Annotated in this window: 1 protein-coding gene; it reads left to right on the top strand. The window is 55.2% G+C overall.

Going from position 1 to position 4968, the window contains the following annotated elements; genetic code table 11:
* Positions 1-126: 126 nt before the first annotated feature.
* Positions 127-4968, top strand: a 4842-nt coding sequence (locus WG902_RS22435; RefSeq protein WP_340062445.1) for a DEAD/DEAH box helicase, incomplete at its 3' end; no start/stop codon positions are given.

Genomic DNA, 4968 nt, shown 5'->3' with positions numbered 1-4968 from the left:
ATTATTCGTCTCCACTGAAGGCCGGAGTGTCCCTGATCGAAATTCCGGTTTGCTTCTGACATCATTGGCTTAAAGGCGCAGACGTTTCGCGCCGACATAACTGTGGCAATCACGCGACGCGAATTCATGGCACTGAAACAAATCCTTGACAGCTACAGAACTGCAGCCCTTTCGGAGCGAGAGAAGGGCACGTATTTCGAGGAGCTAATCCTGTGCTACCTGCGGAACGAAGCGAGCTACAAGGATCTATACCAGGCGGTCTGGACGTACTCCGATTGGGCAGCAATCCAAGGCCTCGACAAGCGCGATACGGGCATTGACCTCGTTGCCCAAACAGCTGGCACAAACGAGTTCCACGCCATCCAGTGCAAGCTGTATTCAGAGGACTATCGGCTCCAGAAGGCGGACATCGACAGCTTCTTCACCGCGTCAGGAAAAAAGCCGTTCGCGCATCGCGTAATCGTCACCACCACGAACAAGTGGAGTGAACACGCGGAGGAAGCGCTGCGGGATCAGCAGCCTCCAGTCACCAAGATCGACCTATTCGATCTCGAAAACAGCCAAATCGACTGGGACGCTTTCGCGAGAACTGAGTCGGCCGTCCTAAAACAGAAGAAAACGCCCAGACCGCACCAACTCAAAGCAGTTGATGACGTGATCACCGGTCTCTTAGGGCACGACCGCGGCAAGATGATCATGGCGTGCGGAACAGGCAAGACGTTCACAAGCCTGAAGGTCGCAGAACACTTCGCGGGTGCCGGCGGCCGCGTACTGTTCCTCGTGCCCAGTCTTGCACTGCTCTCTCAGAGTTTCACCGAGTGGACCCAAGAGAGCTCCATTCCTCTCCACAGCTTCGCTGTGTGTTCCGACAGCGACATTGGGAAGAAGCGAAAAAAGGAAGACGACACGGTCCAGACCTTCACCCACGAACTCAGATACCCGGCAACCACAAGTGCGGTCCGTCTTGCGGAGGAAATGGCAAAGCGCCACGACTCCGCTCACATGAGCGTTGTGTTCAGCACCTACCACTCAGTCGATGTGATCGGGCAGTCACAGGCTGCTTTCGGCTTGGACGACTTTGACCTCATCGTATGCGATGAAGCTCACCGGACAACGGGTGCCACATTTGATGACGAAGACGAAAGCAACTTCGTCAAGGTCCACGACGCAAGCTTGATTCGCGGAAGGAAGCGGTTGTACATGACCGCGACGCCACGGATCTATGGCGACAACGCCAAGGCATCCGCCGAAAAAGACAACGTGGCCTTGTGCAGCATGGACGACGAATCCATGTTCGGTCCAGAACTGCACGTCATCACATTTTCGGAAGCCGTCAAGCGCGGACTGCTCGTCGATTACAAGGTGATAGTCCTGGCGGTTGAGGAGAAGCATGTCAATCGGCGCCTTCAACAGTTATTGGCCGACGAGAACAACCAGCTGAAGGTAGATGACGCCGCGAAGATCATCGGGTGTTGGAAGGCGCTGTCGAAACAGGAACTCCAAGAGAGCTTGTCCGGCGACGCTGATCCGATGAGAAGAGCGGTTGCTTTCTGCCAAGTGATCGAAGTCTCTAAGGGAGCGAAGACACACAAGACAAGCTCAAAGAACATTGCCGGGATGTTCCAAGCAGTAGTGGAGGCGTACAAGGAGTCCATCGCTGCTGATGAAGATGCGGTAGACAGTGCCGCTGCCACGCTGATCTGCGAAGCAGACCACGTAGATGGCAGCATGAACGCGACCGAGAAGGAAGCAAAACTCGCTTGGCTGAAGTCGGAGCCGCCCGCGGAAACATGCCGAGTCCTAAGCAACGTGCGGTGCCTCTCCGAGGGGGTGGACGTGCCGGCCTTGGATGCCGTGCTGTTTCTCACACCGCGCAATTCTCAGGTCGATGTGGTTCAGTCCGTGGGGCGGGTGATGCGGACGACGCCTGACGGGAACAAGAAGCGCGGATACGTAGTACTACCCGTCGTGATTCCCGCTGGAGTTGAGCCGCACGACGCCCTAAATGACAACAAGACATACAAGGTAGTTTGGCAGGTGCTCCAAGCGCTTCGCTCCCACGACGACCGGTTCGATGCGATGGTCAACAAGCTGGACCTGACGGGGAGAGACACATCAAAGATGGAGGTAATCGCTGTTAGCGACAAGACGCACCGGAAGGCGAAGAAGACCCCCGGAACGAAGAAAAATGATGCAGGTCGAGGTGCCTTCACAGTCGGAGAGCCGGAGCCAAAGCGCTACGGCAAAGAAGACCAGCCGGAACTTGAGTTCGAGATCGGCGAGATCGAAAGGGCTATCTACGCGAAGCTGGTCCAGAAGGTTGGAAATCGAAATCACTGGGAGGAATGGGCGAATGACATCGCGAGGATTGCTCGCACACACATCGCACGTATTGCCGGAATAATTGAGAATCCAGCGTGCGAGAAGGAACGCTCCGCCTTTCGCGCGTTCGCTGACGAACTGCGCGACGATCTAAACGGCAGCATCAGCGATAGCGAGGTCGTTGAGATGTTGGCGCAGCATCTCATCACTAAGCCGGTTTTCGATGCGCTGTTCGAGGACTACAGCTTTGCGCAGAACAACCCAATGTCGCTTGCCATGCAGGGCGTTTTGGATGTCCTACAAGAACACCGCATTGATAAAGAGGCGGACACACTGCAGCGCTTCTACGACAGCGTGAAGCTGCGGGCTGAAGGCATAGACAACGCTGCTGGCAAGCAGAAGATCATTGTCGAGCTATACGACAAGTTTTTTGCTAACGCCTTTCCTCGCCTTCGGGACAAGCTTGGCATCGTCTACACGCCTGTCGAAGTGGTCGACTTCATTCTGCACAGTGTGGATCACTTGTTGCGCCGAGAGTTTGGTCAAACGCTGGGCAGCAAGGGCGTGCACATTGTGGACCCGTTCACCGGCACCGGCACTTTCATTACTCGGCTACTGGAATCTGGCCTGATTCATCCCGACGAGTTGGCGCACAAATACAAGTACGAGATTCATGCCAACGAGATCGTGCTGCTCGCTTACTACATTGCGGCAATCAACATTGAGGCGAGCTACCACGGAATTGTCGGTGGAAGCTACCTTCCGTTTGAAGGAATTCTGCTCACTGACACCTTCCAGATGTACGAGAAGGACGACTTAGTCGACAGGCTGCTGGTGGATAACAGTACCCGGCGTCGGAGGCAAAAGGAGCTGGACATTCGGGTGATCGTGGGAAACCCACCGTACTCCGCGAAACAGGAGAGCGGCAACGACAACAATGCGAACATCTCGTACCCAGCACTGGATTCGCGAATCCGTGACACCTACGCCGCACGCTCTGATGCGACTAACAAGACGTCTCTGTATGACAGCTACATTCGTTCAATCAGATGGGCCACTGACAGAATTGGTGATGCCGGAATTGTCGGTTTTGTAACCAATGCTGGTTGGCTGGAATCCAACACAACAGACGGCCTACGGAAATGTTTGGCCGAAGAGTTTTCCACTTTGTATGTGTTCCATCTGCGAGGCAATCAGCGCACCAGTGGCGAAACCTCCCGCAAGGAGGGCGGAAAGATCTTTGGCAGTGGGAGTCGCGCCCCTATCGCCATTTCGTTGCTTGTAAAGAATCCACGGGCCAGGCTGCATGGCCAGATCCATGTTCATGACATTGGTGATTACTTAACCCGCGAAGACAAGCTTGAGAAGATCGCCAGCTACGGGAGCGTAGCTGGCGTGCCCGGATGGCAGATGATCACGCCGGACGCCCATGGTGACTGGCTGAAACAGCGAGATGACACCTTCGAGGAGTTCATGGCGTTGGGCGACAAGAGCAACAAGGAGTCGACCCTGTTCGCCGACTATTCCCGCGGGTTAGAGACGGGACGCGACGCATGGATATACAACAGCTCTCAATCAAATCTGCGACGGAACCTCACCTCAACGATTGACTTCTATAACTCAGAGGTTGCCCGATTTAGGGAAGCGACCATTGATCTGACTCCAAAGGCAAGAAGCGAGCTTGTCACCGATTTCATTGGAACTGATCCGGCGAAGATCAGCTGGACGCGCGGTTTGCGTAATGACTGTGCGAAGGGAAAGATGGCTCAGTTTCGGGAGGCCGGCCTCATTAAATGTCTTTATAGGCCATTCACCAAGCAGCACGCTTACTTTGATCGAATGCTGAACGCTTATGTGAATCAGTTGCCACGCATCTATCCGGATTCCCAGTCTGCAAACCTGACCATCTGTGTTCCGGGAATCGGCGGCGACAAGGGCTTTTCCGCGTTAATAGCAAACCAGATCACCGACTTAAACCTTGCTCCAGGCATGGGCGGGTATCAGTGCTTCCCGCTTTATCTCTACGAGCAAGCTCCGGCACCTTCCGAGGCTCAAACCTTGTTCGAAGAAGAAGGGGTGCCGCCTATCAAACCCGGTCCCCATCGCCGGCGCGATGCCATTACGGACGCGGGTTTGGCTCACTTCCGAGCCGCCTACCCAGGCGAAACGATTAGCAAGGAAGACTTGTTCTATTACGTCTACGGAATCCTTCACTCGCCCGAGTACCGCGAGCGCTTTGCCGACAACCTGAGCAAGGAGCTACCGCGTATACCTCGTGTCAGGACGGCTGCCGACTGGTGGGCCTTCAGCCAAGCGGGGCGTAACTTGGCCAAGCTGCACCTGGAGTACGAAGCGGCTCCGATGTTCAACGATGCTCGCATCGAGCCTGATGAGAAGCAACTAACCGCCGCGGACTATCGAGTCGAGAAGATGAGGTTCGGCAAGGGAAAGGATCGGACGACAATTCACTACAACGCGCGTATCACCGTGAGCGGAATTCCGCTCGATGCTTACGACTACGTTGTGAATGGCAAGCCGGCGATTGAATGGGTGATTGAGCGTCAGGCGGTGAGAATCGACAAGGACAGCGGCATCGTCAACGACGCTAACGATTGGGCAGTAGCAACGACAGGCAACCCGCGCTAC

It is taken from the genome of Ramlibacter sp. PS3R-8, from assembly GCF_037572435.1.
Classification (GTDB): Bacteria; Pseudomonadota; Gammaproteobacteria; order Burkholderiales; family Burkholderiaceae_C; genus Ramlibacter.
The sequence above is the reverse complement of the archived record's forward strand: the minus strand, read 5'-3'. Positions and strand labels throughout refer to the sequence as shown.